Source organism: Pseudalkalibacillus sp. JSM 102089 (assembly GCF_041366475.1).
Classification (GTDB): domain Bacteria; phylum Bacillota; class Bacilli; order Bacillales; family Guptibacillaceae; genus Guptibacillus; species Guptibacillus hwajinpoensis_B.
In genome coordinates this window covers 368,356-382,905 of the sequence record NZ_JBEWYW010000002.1, presented here as the reverse complement: position 1 = coordinate 382,905, position 14,550 = coordinate 368,356, and the positions used below count along the sequence as shown (strand labels likewise).

The window sequence follows — 14,550 nt, the reverse complement described above, 5'->3', positions numbered from 1 at the left end:
TACGAGGATAGGGATGTGCGAACGGATTCAGGTGTAGCCTTTGGCACACCGTTACTTCCATTCGACCATCTCCATGCCCTCGTGCGTGGAGATTTTTTAGTTTAGAGACATCAGAAAACAGGAGGAGAAACACACATGAAAAAGCTTTATTCACTACTCGTTTTACTTTTTCTCGTTACAGGAATTATCGCAGGTTGCGGAGCGAGTGAAGAGAACAGCGCGACAAATGAAGGAAATGCGAATACAGAGCAAGCTGAACAGTCAGAAGATAGCGCTTTCCCAGTAACGATAACGGATGCGTTGGACCAGGATGTTACGATCGAAAAAGACCCTGAAAAAATTGTCTCCCTGATCCCGAGTAACACGGAGATCCTTTTCGACCTGGGAGCAGGGGAAGAAGTCGTTGGCGTTTCTGACTTCGCCAACTATCCAGAAGAAACGGCTGATATCGAAAAAATCGGCGGCATGGAATTTAACGTGGAGAAAATCATTTCTCTAAAGCCTGATCTCGTACTTGCGCACGGCTCAAGCGCACATAACTCAGAAGCTGGTCTCCAGCAGCTTCGTGATGCTGGGATCACGGTACTCGTTGTGAACGATGCGAAAAGCTTCGATGAAGTCTACCATTCCATCGAAATGATCGGACAAGCAACGGGCGAAACGGAAGAAGCGGAAACAACGATCGATGAGATGAAGCAAGATCTTGAAGACATTCAAGCAAAAGCAGAAAGCATTAGTGAAGAAGATCAGAAAAATGTCTTCGTCGAAGTTGCCCCTGCGCCTGAAATTTACTCTCCAGGGAAGAATACGTTCATGGATGACATGCTAACGATGATTCATGCGAAAAACGTGACGCACGACCAGGAAGGCTGGAACCAGGTGGATCAGGAAGCGATTATTGAAGCGAATCCTGACGTGATCATCACAACGTACGGCTACTATACAGAGAAGCCAGTTGAACAGGTGTTAAGCCGCGACGGCTGGCAGGACGTTACAGCTGTCAAAGATGAGCAGGTTGTTGATGTGCACTCTGACCTCGTTACACGCTCTGGCCCTCGTCTTACTGAAGGAGTAGAGGAACTTGCAAAAGCGGTTTACCCGGATGTTTTTGCTGAATAAACGGTTCATTGCCTATCCGATTGCGATAGCACTCTTAATTGGTGCCATGCTCCTTGGCATTTCAATCGGTACTGTTTCAGTTCCAGTGCTTACCATTCTAAAATTAATCGGAAGCGAAGTTTTGCACCTTCCATTCATAGGCAAAACCGATCCAATGTTTACAACAATTGTGATGGATATTCGCTTGCCGCGCGTCATTTTGGCAGGTCTTGTGGGGGCGTCTCTTGCGATAGCAGGGGCCGCCTTTCAAGGTCTTTTACGCAATCCATTAGCGGATCCGTACGTGCTCGGCGTCTCATCCGGAGCATCTGTTGGGGCCGTTCTCGTACTCTTTTTCAACTTATCATTGCCATTTGTCGGCATGTTCACCCTACCAGTTATGAGCATCGCCGCATCGATTCTTACCATTTTCCTCGTGCTATTCTTCGCACGACAAATCGAGCGCTCGATGCGCGTGGAGACGATCATCTTAACAGGAATTGTGTTTAGTTCATTCCTTGGCTCACTCCTGTCACTTATGATCGCTTTAACTGGAGAGGAGCTTCGTCAAATTATCGGCTGGCTCCTTGGAAGCGTGTCGATGCGCGGATGGGAATACATTGGAATCATTCTTCCCTTTTTCATCATCGGCTCAGGGATTCTGCTCTTTAGCAGTAAAGAGCTGAACGCGATGTCGTTTGGTGAAGAACGCGCTCAGCATATTGGCGTGAACGTCGCGAAACGAAAGCTTTGGATTCTCATCGGTGGTTCGATTTTAACAGGTGCAGCTGTTGCGGTTTCCGGAACGATTGGCTTCGTTGGCCTTGTGATTCCGCATTTGACGCGCCTTCTATGGGGCCCGGATCACAGGCATTTACTGCCACTATCCATTTTACTTGGTGCTGCTTTTCTGATCATCGCTGACTTGATTTCACGAACGATCATTTCACCAACGGAATTACCGATTGGCGTCATCACATCGCTTATCGGTGCCCCGGTATTTGCCATTATTTTAATACGAAGACGTAAGGAAAGAAGAGGATAAGCATGCTAAGCGTACATTCTGTTACAGGAGGATACCCCGGTCACGACGTGCTTGATGACATCTCGTTTGATGTGAATCAAGGCGAGCTTCTCGGCATCGTTGGACCAAACGGAAGCGGCAAAACGAATATTTTTAAAATGGTTAGCGGCATCCTGAAGGCAAAGTCCGGCTCAATCATGCTCAAAGATAAGCCGCTCTCAAGCTACTCAGCGAAACAGCTGGCGCGTGTGCTCGCGGTTCTTCCACAGCATGCGGATCAGGCTTTTCCTTATACCGTTAAGGAAACCGTTTCGCTTGGACGCTACGCCCATCAGACGGGATGGTTTCAAATGTGGAGCGAGCATGACGAGATGGTCGTGCAGCGTACGATGGAGCAAACTGGAATCGCAGGCTTCGCGGATAACTATGTGAACGAACTCTCAGGCGGTGAGCGTCAGCGCGTCTTTCTCGCACAGGCGCTCGCGCAGGAACCTGAGATTCTCTTGTTAGACGAGCCGACGAACCACCTCGACCTTTCTTATCAAAAAGAACTGCTCGATCTTTTAAAAAAGTGGACGCGCGAACAGGGGCTAACGGTGATTTCGATTTTTCACGATTTGAATCTAGCAGGTCTGTACTGTGACCACCTACTTCTTCTTGAAAACGGGAAAATCAACATGCACAACAAGCCGAATGACGTTTTAAATGAACAGCGCATTCAATCGGTTTATCGGACAACAATCGAAAAGCATCCGCATCCGACCGTGCCAAAGCCTCAAATGCTCTTATTACCAGAAAAACAGGCAGAGGATCAACGTGATCTCACTATTGATGAGCGCTACCTTGAGCGGTCAGAAAACATGATCACGCTCACGACACCATTTCCGCTTCGGACGATGTCTTCGGGTGTCGTAGGATCTGGCACTGGCTGGTATCGCACATTCGTCAACCGCCACGTCCCTAAAAGCTACAGCTGCTCCGATCATAAAGAAGAAATGGCGACGTTTTTAGAGGAGCATGGCATCGATCCGACGGAAACAGTTGGCATGATGACGGCTGTTCGACTAGAGGATGTCTCTTACCGCTTAATAGAAGATGAAGGCGTTTCGGTATTTGTCGTTGTAACGGCAGGCGTTGGAAACGCTGTTGATGCATCGAAAAGCGCAGAGCACGTATACGAGCCGCTCCCTGGAACGATCAACACGTGGATTTTCGTGAACGGAACGCTCACAGATGAAGCATTCATCCAAAGCATCATGACCGCAACGGAAGCAAAAGTTAAAGTCATGCACGACCAGCAAGTAAAAGACTCGGTGACAGGCACCATAGCAACAGGTACTTCTACAGACAGTATTCTGGTCGCCGCGACACAGCGTGGACAGCATCAGGCATACGCGGGCACGATCACAACGCTCGGAAAATTGATTAGCCTCGGCGTTTACACCTGTACGACAGAGGCGCTTGAAAAGTACCGCACGAGGCTCTCGCTATGATCATGCATCACCTTCTTGCGATTAGCCTCGCTTTTTTTCTGGATTTGCTGATTGGCGATCCACTAAAATGGCCGCATCCAGTGAAGTGGTTCGGCTCACTTATCAGCTTTCTCGACAAACGCTGGAACCACGGACCGAACCGCAAACAAAAAGGTGCCCTCATGACGCTAACCGTTCTTGTCGTTGTGATCACGCTAACCGGGTTTACCGTTTTTCTTGCTTACACCCTTCACCCGCTTGTGGGGATTTTCTTTGAAGGCATTCTCATCGCAACTACGATTTCGCAGAAAAGTTTGCGGCAGGCGGCGCTGGACGTGTATAAGCCGCTTCAGCAAGGCGATATGACAGAAGCACGACGCAAGCTTTCCTGGATCGTTGGTCGTGACACAGATCAACTCCATGAAAGTGAAATCGTGCGTGGCACTGTTGAAACGGTTGCTGAGAACACTAGTGACGGTATTACGGCACCGCTATTCTGGGCGCTTATCGGCGGTAGCGTTGGGGCGATGGCCTACCGAGCGATTAACACGTGTGATTCAATGGTTGGCTATCGAAACGGAAAATACGAAGCTTTTGGCTACGCCTCTGCGAAGCTTGATGACGCTGTGAACTGGATTCCAAGTCGCATCACAGGCTGTTGCATGATGCTTTCCAAAAAGCCGGAGCATACCGCAAGAAGCCGCGCTTGGCACGTTTTATTTCGTGATGCAAAGCAGCACCCGAGTCCAAACAGCGGCTGGGGTGAAGCGGCAACGGCAGCGCTTCTCGGCGTGCAACTTGGCGGGGTGAACACATATAAAGGCATTGTTTCAAAACGTGCGCTTATCGGTGATCCCATCATCAAGTTAAGCGCCATACATATTCCAAAAGCGATTGCGATCATGAATCGCACGAGCAATCTTTTTCTACTTATCTTATGGATCGGAGGGCTTATCCTTGCTACCATCACACGGCTCTAATCCGCACTATTTATACGAATCGCTGAGCATCGAACAGCCCGAAGAGACGCTCGATTTCAGCGCAAACCTGAATCCATTCGGTCCTCCAAAGGCGCTGAGCGAAAAGTGGCCTGACGCTTTCAACCTCATCACAACATACCCTGACCCCCACGCCGCCTCGCTAACGAAAAAGCTTGCAGCAATGCACGATACGGAAGAAAGTCACGTTCTCGTAGGTAACGGCGGTGCTGAGCTGATCACGCTCGTCGGCCGTTTTCTTTTTCATAAACGAGTTTGCATCGTGCAGCCTGCTTTTTCGGAGTATGAAGAAGCGTGTCGTAGTGCAGGCTGCGAAATCACTTACCATACGCTTGTAGAGGGATGGCGTCTCGATCCAAACCCTCTTATTGAAAAAATGAATCACCTTGACGCCATTTTCCTCTGTACACCAAATAACCCAACTGGTGTTTCATACGATGCTGAATCAGTCAGAACCTTGATTGCTGAAGCGGAAAAGCGAGCTTGCTACTTGATCATTGATGAAGCCTTCGCTGACTTTTTACGAAAAGAGCCCTGTTATACCGTAGAGATCATGACAAATAAGCGCCTGATCATTCTGCGCTCGTTAACGAAAATGTTCGCCATTCCAGGCTTACGTCTAGGTTATATGATGGCGCATCCTGAAGTGATTCGCACAGTTAAAAAGCTCAAGCCACACTGGAGCGTTAACGCTTTAGCGCTTATGGCGGGGGAGATTTGTATCGACGAACAGACGTATGTGACGGCAACGCGAAAGTTTATCGATGAGGAGCGGGAGAAACTCCAGACTTTTTTTGAAAAGCATCGCTATATTTACTCACGATCAAGCGTGAATTTTTATTTGCTAAAAGATCCTGATCAAACCGATCAAGCGCCGCTCATGCACTACTTGATGAAAAACGGCATCGTCCCAAGGCATACGGAGAACTTTCCAGGTCTTAACGGGCGATGGCTCAGATTTGCGATTCGAACATCTGGTGAAAACGACCGACTCATGGAGGTGCTAGCATCATGGCGAAGCTAATCTTTATAACCGGCGGCGTGAGGAGCGGGAAAAGTCGTTTTGCGGAAAAACGAGCAGCTTCGGTCCGGACAGCAAATAGCACGCTTCATTACATCGCCTGCGGTCAGGCAAGTGACGTAGAGATGGAAGCGCGAATTCGCCGTCACCAGCAGGATAGGGAAAAAGCCATCGTTCCATGGCAAACAGTTGAATGTCCAAAGGATGTAGGAAGCGCCACCTCACACCTTGGGGCAAACGCGGTTGTTTTGCTTGATTGCGTGACAACGCTTCTATCTAATGAATTGTTTCAAAACGGAGACTGGTCAAACGCCATCTTTCAGGAACAGACGAAACAGAAAATTCAGCTTGATATCGAAAAACTTAACGAAAGCTCAGAAGCCCTCGTCATTGTTAGCAATGAACTTGGGCATGAACCGTTAGATGGGGAACTTGTCTCCGTTTATGCGCGATTGCTTGGTGAGATTCATCAGTGGATTGTTAGCCAAGCGGACGAAGCTTATCTGATTGAAATGGGCCTGCCGCAGGTTATGAAGGGAGACGGAATCACATGAAGGGTGTCATGATTCAAGGCACGGCATCAGACGTTGGCAAAAGCTTGATCGTGACGGCCCTCTGCCGTCTTCTTGCAAACGAAGGCTATGCCGTCGCTCCGTTTAAATCACAAAACATGTCGAACAATTCTTACGTAACAATGGAAGGTAAAGAGATCGGAAGGGCACAGGGCGCGCAGGCAGAAGCCGCTAGAACCGAAGCGAGCGTCTGGATGAATCCGATTCTCCTAAAACCAAGATCCGATCAGCATGCGGAAGTGATTCAGTTCGGAACCTCTTACCGTACGCTCTCGGGTAAAGATTACCGAGAATCGTACTACGAGATGGGCATAGAAAGCATTGAGCGTGCGCTCGAGCATCTACAGCAGAACTATGATGTGGTTGTGATGGAAGGTGCGGGAAGCCCGGTTGAAGTCAATTTAAAAGATCGCGAGCTCGTGAACATGAAAGTGGCTGAAATGGCCGATGTACCTGTCATTCTTGTGGCGGACATCGATCGCGGCGGCGTGTTTGCAAGCATCGTCGGCACGCTTGAGCTCCTGGATGCTCACGAGCGGAAGCGGGTAAAAGGCATCATCATTAACAAATTTCGTGGCGATCCAGCGCTCTTCGAAGATGGCATCACATGGCTTGAAGAGCGAACCGGTCTACCAATGATCGGCGTCCTTCCTTACGTGGAGCATCATGTAGAAGGGGAGGATTCTCTCTCGCTTACCGATCGGTTTACACAGAAAAAGGGTGCGCTTGAAATCGTCGTGCTTCAGCTTCCGTTCGTTTCCAACTATAGCGATATGGAGCCGATTAACGATGAGGACGTCACAGTTCGCTGGGTGCAGCACTCGGATGAAGTTGGCGAGCCAGATGCGGTCATTATTCCTGGAACGAAGAGTACCATCCGTGATTTGGATTGGTTGAAGGATCGAGGTTTTGACGACGTGTTACAAAGCTACATAGCACGTGGCGGAAGCGTTATTGGCATATGCGGCGGCTATCAAATGCTAACGGAGACGCTGATGGATCCTTATGGCGCTGATACCGGTGAGTCTGGGAAAAAGGTAAAAGGAATGGGTCTCATTCCAGCCAAAACGTCGTTTCATAAAGAAAAAACTACCGTACGAGTGAGCGGTTCACTTCATTCAACTACTAATCTAGCAATGCCAATTGAAGGCTATGAAATTCATCTAGGGGAAACACGTTTTGCTCATACATCAAAACCTTTTCTCCAGATCGAGGGTCGGCCTGAAGGCTACTACGGCGAAGAAGGTCGCGTGATTGGTACGTATTTGCATCATCTTTTTCATAATGATGAATGGCGAACAGAGTGGCTGAATCGTCTGCGAACGCGGAAAGGATTGCCGCAACAAGAGCCAATCAACCGTGCCCTCATGAAAGAGAAAACGTACGATCATCTCGCCAATCAGCTGAAGCCACACTTGAACTGGGAGCTTATGAAAAGCATCATGTTTCAGCGTGAGCGCCAATGAGTTTGTGGCAAGGATTTCTCATTAATGTGCAATTTTTCACCGTTATCCCGGTGCGACGTGAACTTCCAATGGAGCAGGGGCCGTTAACGCGCTCGGTTCAAACGTTTCCGATTCTTGGACTGCTTCAAGGCATGCTATCGGCAGCACTTCTCTACGGGCTCATCGAATGGACGCCTTTTTCGTCGCTAGCGATCGCGTTCATTACATGGGTGTTTCTGATGGCGCTAACGGGCGGACTTCATCTTGACGGCTGGATGGATACGAGCGATGCGTTTTTCTCGTATCGCGATCTAGGAAAACGTCTTGAGATTATGAAAGATCCGCGGGCAGGGGCTTTCGGCGTGCTTTCAGTGATTGTGCTTCTCTCGGCAAGGTTTCTTTTTCTTTATGAAATCATTCAAATGGCGACGTTCAGCTCGTATCTCCTCATTGCGTCCATACCCTTTTTTAGCAAAAGTGTGATGGGATATTTTCTGTTAAGCATTCGACCTTCGAAACAAGAGGGGCTTGCTTACTTCTTTCAGAAATCGATTCAGCGATCAAGCTTATGGATTTATCCAATTTATTGGATCGCGCTCATCGGAATGATGGTGCTACTCTCACCGGAGGTTTTTCTAGGCATGCTGTTGTTAAGTGCAATGACAGTTCTTTTTGCGATCGCTATGAGAAGAAAGATACTTAGCTGGTTTAACGGCGTAACCGGAGATGTGCTCGGCGCGAGCGTTGAAGGAATGGAGGTGATCTTATGGATGAGCGTGTGGCTATTACATTATTTCGTCATGGGATAACGGATGATAACAAGCGCGGTGTTTATATTGGCTGGACAGATACACCGCTTAATGAAGCCGCTGAACTTGCTACAGTCGACGCTGATCAGTATGATCTTATTTTCACGAGTGACTTGCAGCGATGCATGCAAACGGCGAAACGACTCTTTCCGAATCGGAAAAGAATTCCCGTGCCTCTGTTGCGGGAAATCCTGTTTGGTGAATGGGAAGGAAAAACGTATGCCGACCTTGAACATGATACCCAATACAGAAGCTGGATTGATGATCCATTCACCATCTCTCCACCCGGAGGTGAGAACTACGCTCAATTTGGTCAGCGGATTGAAGAAGGGTTCAAATCAGTCGTCGAACAGGTCATTGAATCATCAAATCAGAGAGGTATCGTGATTACACACGGAGGCGTTATCCGCTATTTGCTAACCAAGTATGCCCCAGAAAAGCGTTCGTTTTGGGAATGGAAAGTTCCCCACGGTTCAGGAATTGAGCTTGAATGGAAACGAGATGATTTAAGGAGGGATATGCGATGCACTTCGTTACAGGAGGTGCCTATAACGGCAAATCGAAATGGGTGAAAACGTTCTACGGATTGACGGAGGATCACTGCTGGAGATCCGCTTATGACCAAATGAAAATCCCGCTTAATGTAAGCCGCTTTTACGGAGATGTCGTTGTACTTGAAGGTGTAGAACAGTGGATCAAAGGACTTACAGCTGACTCGGGACATGAAGAATGCCGGGCAATATGGCAGTCGCTTCTAGGTATCTGGCGCTCGTGGGAAAGCGAGCAACATGAGCGGACGGTCGTGATCATAGGCGCGGATATTACTAAAGGAATTGTACCAATGGAAAAAGAAGAGCGCGAATGGCGTGATTTAACAGGATGGGCGTACCAGGATTTAGCGGCCATAGCCGACCGTGTTGATGTGATCTGGTACGGACTCAATCAGCAGCTAAAATAATCGAGGGGGAATAGGGATGAGAATTTATACACGAACAGGTGACGAGGGAAAAACGAGCATTATCGGGGGAAGAGTCGATAAAGACGATGTACGAGTAGAAGCTTACGGCACAGTGGATGAAGCGAATGGCTTCGTTGGACAGGCGATCGTTGAATTAAGCGAGCTTGGCTCAGATCAATTTACGGATCTTCTAGAGGATTTGGAGAAAATTCAGCATGAGCTCTTTGACTGTGGCGGCGACCTTGCGAACGTCTCACCAAAACGAGAAATGAAGCTAATGGAAGAGTCGATTACGTACCTTGAAGGACGCATCGATGAATTTATTGAAGAAGCGCCAGCGCTTGAGAAATTTATCTTACCTGGTGGAAGCAAGCCGTCCGCAACGATTCATATCGCTCGGACAATCACACGTCGCGCCGAGCGCCACGTCGTTACGTTAAATAAAGTAGAAGAAAACATCCCACCCGTCCCTATGAAATACTTAAACCGCCTATCAGATTACTTTTTCGCCCTTGCTCGCGTGATCAATTTCCGTTTGAACGTAAAAGACGTGGAGTACGCAAGAAGCGCAAAAGTGTTCCGCGGCGGCAAGCGTAAAGGAGAGTAGGCATGTCGGGCAAACGCGCAAGCCTTCTCGCTATGTTCATTGCACTATCCGTTGTTGGCGCGCTTATTAAAATCCCATCCGTCATCGGAAGCGTTGCGCTCGATGCGTTTCCAGCGCTCGTAGCCACCGTTCTTCTCGGAAGCAGGAGCGGTGCGCTGATCGCAGGATTCGGTCATTTACTATCTGCGCTTATTGTCGGCTTTCCGCTCGGTCCCATGCATCTACTAATCGCGGCAGAAATGGCGGTGCTCGTTTGGCTTTTCGGTGCGCTTTATGAGAAAAGCAAACGAAAAACAGCTGTTGGACTCTTTTTAGTAGGAAACGGAGTTGTTGCTCCACTACCGTTTCTTTTTATGCTCGGCACGGGCTTTTACATGGCGATTATGCCAGGGCTAGTTGTAGCATCAGCGATCAATCTCGTACTTGCAATGGCTCTTATCCCGCGGTTAGCAACGATTTTTGAGAAAAAAGGACTTGCGAGCTTATGAGAGACGGGACGATGATTCCTCTCGATGATGAATATCTCGTAATTACAAGCGATAACAGTGGAGGCATCGGAGAGAAAGAGCATGATATCGTGAACGTGCCATATGATGTGCTTTCTTACTTCGCTTTTCGCGTTGCGATAATGGAAAATATCGCGCATGGAGCAACGCCACTTTCCGTCGTTTTACATAACTTCTGCGGCGGCGCAAAGTGGGAGGAGCTTGTGGGCGGCATCGAGCGTGGAAAAAGAGAGTTAGGCATGAACGAGCTTACAGTCACAGGAAGCTCTGAAACGAATATGCCTCTCCTTCAATCAGCGCTTGGCGTTGTGGTGATTGGAAGGAAACAGGGTAACGAACTTCCGGAAGTATCGCTAAGTGATGGTATCCGATTCGCCGTAATCGGGAAACCACTCGTTGGCGATGAAGTGATGAACGAGCCGAATGCGATAGCACCACTTGATCTTTTTCAGTGGGTGAGTGAGCAGGAAGGCGTTCGAGCTGTGCTACCTGTTGGATCAAAAGGGATACTGTATGAGTTAAATGAGCTTCTAGCTGAAGAAGAAGTGACGGCTGAAAAGATACAGGTAGAGCTAGATGTTCATAAATCATCAGGACCATCGACGAGTTTTATAGTTTCTTATGATGAAGAGGTAGAGGAGCAGCTACGGGAACGAGCGGGTGGGCTTCTTCATGTAGTGGAAATTGAAAGGGGTCAGGCACGTGCCTGACCCTTCTCACATACAAAACCCGTACATTGTCCGTCTGAGGCGGACAATGTACGGGTTTCTATCCATTCAACTATTCTTTACATTGTGAAGAAAGTTTCATCATTTCAATGATCTATCAATCAACCCTCTAATTTTAAAGAACTATGAGTGAAAGTTAACTAGCTGAGTAGAGGTGAAATGGGAGGTACAATAAAAGGCTTTCATTTTTCTATTGACTAAGCTAAACAGATAGGATAAGATCAAAACAAGTTGAATGTAAACCTTTACATATTTAACTGTATTTTTTAAAGGTAAAATGTAAAGCTTTACATTTTGGTTTTTACATAATGAAATGGGGGGTAACCATGGATTACAAAGAAGTTTCTCAAGAGATATTGGATGCGTTAGGTGGTAAAGATAATGTTTCAGCTGCATCACATTGTGCCACAAGGTTAAGACTTGTGTTGAACGATGAGTCTATCGTTGATCAAGAAAAATTAGATCAAATAGATGTGGTGAAAGGAACCTTTTCTACTGGGGGGCAATTTCAAGTCATTATTGGCTCGGGTACTGTTAATAAAGTTTATGCGGAGTTTGCAAAACAGACTGGATTAGGTGAGATGTCAACGAGTGATGTGAAAAAGGCAAGTACGAAGAAACTTAATCCGCTACAGCAATTTGTGAAAATGCTGTCTGATATCTTTGTACCGATCATTCCAGCTATTGTTGCTGGTGGACTCTTAATGGGAATTAACAATCTCTTAACTGCACCAGACCTTTTCTATGAAGGTCAGTCACTCATTCAGGCTTTTCCGAACATAAAGGATTTAGCTGCATTAATTAACACTTTTGCAAACGCCGCCTTTGTCTTTCTGCCGATACTAATTGGATTCTCCGCTACGCAAAGATTTGGTGGCAATGCTTTCTTAGGAGCAACGCTCGGTATGATCATGGTTCACCCGGATCTATTAAATGGTTGGGGATACGGCGGTGCACTTGTGAACGGTGAAATACCAGTTTGGAATATCTTTGGTTATGAAATTGAGAAGATTGGATATCAGGGAACGGTTTTACCAGTGTTAGTGGCTTCATATATATTGGCAAAAGTAGAGCAGTTCTTTCGAAAGATTGTTCCAGCAGCTCTTGATAATTTATTAACGCCTTTATTAACACTATTTATTACCGGTGTTTTAACTTTCACATTAGTTGGACCTCTTACACGAACAGCTGGTAATCTCGTAACGGACGGTATGATCTGGATGTACGATACAACGGGCTTCATTGGCGGAGCGATCCTTGGTCTCTTATATGCTCCAATTGTTATTACCGGGATGCACCATAGTTTCATCGCTGTCGAAACGCAGTTGTTAACAGACATCGCCAAAACGGGTGGTTCCTTTCTCTTCCCACTTGCAGCTATGTCAAATGTTGCACAGGGTGCAGCTACGTTAGCTGTCTTACTGATAGTAAAAAATAAGAAGATGAAAGGTGTCGCATCAGCGGCAGGTATCTCAGCTCTTCTTGGAATTACTGAACCAGCGATGTTTGGGGTGAATTTAAAATTACGCTATCCGTTTATAGGTGCAATGGTTGGATCATGCGCAGGTGGGGCTTTTGTTACGTTCTTTAAGACAAAAGCGATTGCACTAGGCGCAGCAGGATTACCTGGGATTATCTCGATTAAACCAGATACGATATTGTTTTATGTGATTGGAATGATCATCTCGTTTGTTGTAGCGTTTGCTACGACAATGATTCTATCAAAAAGAAAATCGAATGCAGTTCAACAAGAGCAAGAAAGAGAAGTAGCATAGGTATCATTTAAAGGAGAATCTATTGGTTCTCCTCATTCTTTTGAAAGAGGGATAAAAATGGAGTGGACGAGAGAACAGCGCTATAGAAAAATAGAAGAAGTGAGTGAACAGGAGCTTCACAATCTAAAAAAAATAGTACAACAATGCCCATGGAGGCAAACGTTTCACATTCAACCAGAAACAGGACTACTCAATGATCCAAATGGCTTTTCATTTTACAATGGGGAATATCACTTGTTCTATCAGTGGTTTCCTCTTGGTCCTGTTCACGGGTTGAAATACTGGTATCATACGAAATCAAAGGATTTAACGAACTGGGAGAATGTCGGGATAGGTATTCGTCCGGATCAGTTCTTTGATAGCCATGGTGCTTATTCAGGAAGTGGCATTGAGCACGACGAACAACTCTACTTATTTTATACCGGAAATACGCGGAACCTGGATTGGGAACGTCTCCCTTATCAATGCATGGCCTGGATGGATCGACATGGTGAAATCAATAAGGCGAATGAGCCGATTATTGATCATGTACCAGAAGGATACACGGATCATTTTCGCGATCCAAAGGTATGGAAGGATAACGATGCCTTCTACATGATCATTGGGGCGCAGCGTGAAAATCTGACAGGAACTGTTGTTGTATATCGATCAAATGACTTAAATCATTGGACTTTCCTCGGAGAAATAGACACGCAATTAGAGAACTTTGGGTATATGTGGGAATGCCCGGACTATTTTGAGCTCGAGAACAACGGTGTTCTCATTTTCTCTCCCCAAGGATTAGAACCTTCAGGGGATGCTTTTCGAAACATTTATCAATCGGGTTATATCGTAGGAAATCCGATAGCTTTACCGTCATTAAACTATCAGCATAGCGAATTTCATGAGCTTGATCATGGTTTCGATTTCTATGCGCCACAAAGTATGGAAGATCCTTCAGGGAGACGACTCATGATTGGCTGGATGGGATTGCCAGAAATCGATTACCCAACAGATCAGCATGGATGGGCACACTGCTTGACCATTCCACGAGAATTGTCGGTTAAAAATAATAAAATTATCCAAAAACCAGTGAAAGAAATGGAAAACCACCGTAAAGCGAAGCAAGAGGTTCATGGTATCATAGATAATGACATAAAGAGCTATGCAGATTTTAATGGCACAACATACGAATTGATTTGTGAGTTTCATGATATATTTGCAAGTGAAGTTGGAGTGGCAATAAGGTGTGGTGAGAACGAAGAGACCATCATTAAATATGATGTTGTGAGTAAGAAAATTGTCTTTGATCGCTCTCGTTCAGGCCAACCATTTGCGGAGAAATATGGTTCAATCCGACAATGCGATTTCTCAGCTGACATCGTGAAGTTCCATCTCTTCGTTGATCGTTCGTCAGTTGAAGTGTTCATCAATGATGGTGAACGAGTAATGACTGGTCGCATTTTCCCTGATCAAGATAGCAACGGAGTCCAATTTTTCGCGAAGAATGGAAAAAGTAGACTTGAAGCAGTAAAATGGGAATATTAAAGACTAGAGC

General features: G+C 46.6%; 15 protein-coding genes. All 15 read left to right on the top strand.

Annotation, left to right across the window (positions count from 1 at the left end; genetic code table 11):
- Window positions 1-135: 135 nt before the first annotated feature.
- The 15 genes from ABVF21_RS06500 to ABVF21_RS06430 all read left to right on the top strand — a co-directional run bounded on the left by ABVF21_RS06500 (window position 136) and on the right by ABVF21_RS06430 (window position 14,540).
- A complete protein-coding gene (locus ABVF21_RS06500) occupies window positions 136-1,119 on the top strand; it encodes an ABC transporter substrate-binding protein (protein WP_371017797.1) in 984 nt (327 codons plus the stop codon).
- Window positions 1,103-2,143 carry a FecCD family ABC transporter permease gene (locus ABVF21_RS06495; RefSeq protein WP_370314423.1) on the top strand — a complete coding sequence of 347 codons (1,041 nt, stop codon included), beginning with the start codon at window positions 1,103-1,105 and terminating at the stop codon, window positions 2,141-2,143. The genes ABVF21_RS06500 and ABVF21_RS06495 overlap by 17 nt, the downstream gene beginning before the upstream one ends.
- 2 nt (window positions 2,144-2,145) lie before the next feature.
- The gene (locus tag ABVF21_RS06490) at window positions 2,146-3,615 is read left to right on the top strand and encodes an adenosylcobinamide amidohydrolase (protein WP_371017796.1); all 1,470 of its coding nucleotides are present in this window, start codon (window positions 2,146-2,148) and stop codon (window positions 3,613-3,615) included.
- The gene (gene cbiB / locus ABVF21_RS06485; protein ID WP_371017795.1) at window positions 3,612-4,574 is read left to right on the top strand and encodes an adenosylcobinamide-phosphate synthase CbiB; all 963 of its coding nucleotides are present in this window, start codon (window positions 3,612-3,614) and stop codon (window positions 4,572-4,574) included. The genes ABVF21_RS06490 and cbiB overlap by 4 nt, the downstream gene beginning before the upstream one ends.
- The gene (cobD, locus tag ABVF21_RS06480; RefSeq protein ID WP_371017794.1) at window positions 4,552-5,616 is read left to right on the top strand and encodes a threonine-phosphate decarboxylase CobD; all 1,065 of its coding nucleotides are present in this window, start codon (window positions 4,552-4,554) and stop codon (window positions 5,614-5,616) included. Before cbiB ends, cobD begins: the two co-directional genes overlap by 23 nt.
- Window positions 5,604-6,167: a bifunctional adenosylcobinamide kinase/adenosylcobinamide-phosphate guanylyltransferase gene (locus tag ABVF21_RS06475; RefSeq protein ID WP_371017793.1), complete on the top strand. Its 564-nt coding sequence runs from the start codon at window positions 5,604-5,606 to the stop codon at window positions 6,165-6,167. Before cobD ends, ABVF21_RS06475 begins: the two co-directional genes overlap by 13 nt.
- Window positions 6,164-7,651 (top strand): cobyric acid synthase, encoded by a 1,488-nt coding sequence (locus ABVF21_RS06470; protein ID WP_371017792.1) that lies wholly within the window; start codon window positions 6,164-6,166, stop codon window positions 7,649-7,651. Before ABVF21_RS06475 ends, ABVF21_RS06470 begins: the two co-directional genes overlap by 4 nt.
- The gene (gene cobS / locus ABVF21_RS06465) at window positions 7,648-8,439 is read left to right on the top strand and encodes an adenosylcobinamide-GDP ribazoletransferase (protein ID WP_371017791.1); all 792 of its coding nucleotides are present in this window, start codon (window positions 7,648-7,650) and stop codon (window positions 8,437-8,439) included. Before ABVF21_RS06470 ends, cobS begins: the two co-directional genes overlap by 4 nt.
- Window positions 8,397-9,011, top strand: a complete 615-nt coding sequence (locus ABVF21_RS06460; protein WP_371017790.1) for a histidine phosphatase family protein — start codon at window positions 8,397-8,399, stop codon at window positions 9,009-9,011. The genes cobS and ABVF21_RS06460 overlap by 43 nt, the downstream gene beginning before the upstream one ends.
- Window positions 8,963-9,397, top strand: a complete 435-nt coding sequence (locus ABVF21_RS06455) for a bifunctional adenosylcobinamide kinase/adenosylcobinamide-phosphate guanylyltransferase (RefSeq protein ID WP_194218468.1) — start codon at window positions 8,963-8,965, stop codon at window positions 9,395-9,397. The genes ABVF21_RS06460 and ABVF21_RS06455 overlap by 49 nt, the downstream gene beginning before the upstream one ends.
- A 16-nt stretch (window positions 9,398-9,413) precedes the next feature.
- A complete protein-coding gene (locus ABVF21_RS06450; protein ID WP_194218469.1) occupies window positions 9,414-10,004 on the top strand; it encodes a cob(I)yrinic acid a,c-diamide adenosyltransferase in 591 nt (196 codons plus the stop codon).
- Between the two features lie 2 nt (window positions 10,005-10,006).
- Complete coding sequence (locus ABVF21_RS06445) at window positions 10,007-10,492, top strand: ECF transporter S component (protein WP_371017789.1); 486 nt, start codon at window positions 10,007-10,009, stop codon at window positions 10,490-10,492.
- Complete coding sequence (locus ABVF21_RS06440) at window positions 10,489-11,220, top strand: ATP-binding protein (RefSeq protein WP_371017788.1); 732 nt, start codon at window positions 10,489-10,491, stop codon at window positions 11,218-11,220. Before ABVF21_RS06445 ends, ABVF21_RS06440 begins: the two co-directional genes overlap by 4 nt.
- Window positions 11,221-11,564: 344 nt before the next feature.
- Window positions 11,565-13,013: a sucrose-specific PTS transporter subunit IIBC gene (locus ABVF21_RS06435; RefSeq protein WP_371017787.1), complete on the top strand. Its 1,449-nt coding sequence runs from the start codon at window positions 11,565-11,567 to the stop codon at window positions 13,011-13,013.
- 57 nt (window positions 13,014-13,070) lie between these two features.
- On the top strand, window positions 13,071-14,540 hold the full coding sequence (locus ABVF21_RS06430) for a glycoside hydrolase family 32 protein (RefSeq protein ID WP_371017786.1): 1,470 nt from the start codon (window positions 13,071-13,073) through the stop codon (window positions 14,538-14,540).
- Window positions 14,541-14,550 lie beyond the last annotated feature (10 nt).